Source organism: Acinetobacter sp. 243_ASPC, assembly GCF_001054715.1.
Classification (GTDB): domain Bacteria; phylum Pseudomonadota; class Gammaproteobacteria; order Pseudomonadales; family Moraxellaceae; genus Acinetobacter; species Acinetobacter soli.
This window is the reverse complement of the sequence record NZ_JVOR01000036.1, coordinates 1-424: the sequence shown is the minus strand read 5'-3', so window position 1 is coordinate 424 and position 424 is coordinate 1. Positions and strand designations below refer to the sequence as shown.

Sequence of the window (424 nt, the reverse complement as noted above, 5' to 3'; positions counted from 1 at the left end):
CGTCCCTATCGTCTAGAGGCCTAGGACATCGCCCTTTCACGGCGATAACCGGGGTTCGAATCCCCGTAGGGACGCCATCTCATTTTTCTCTCTTGCATTTTCTTTTATACTGTTTACCTGTGCTCAAACAGAGACATGTCATGCTGAAAAAGATTTTGATCGCTATACTCATTTTATTGCCTTCTGCGCTTTATCTTTATATCGTGCATGACGCACCTAAGAAAACTTCGACTGAACAGTCACCAGCCAACTAAATTTTAAAAACAGCCTAATATTCATACAATTAGCTATTTTTTATTCACTTAATCATATTTCTGCCTTTTTCTTTGCAATGCAAATTGACAGCACAGATGAAACTTCCTATTATACGCACACCTCGCAACGTCCCTATCGTCTAGAGGCCTAGGACATCGCCCTTTCACGG

The 424-nt window shown here is 41.7% G+C and carries 1 tRNA gene; it reads left to right on the top strand.

The window, feature by feature from the left end:
* The first annotated feature begins 1 nt into the window (after window position 1).
* Window positions 2-77 (top strand) — tRNA-Glu (locus tag ADA42_RS03470).
* The last annotated feature ends 347 nt before the right edge of the window (window positions 78-424 follow it).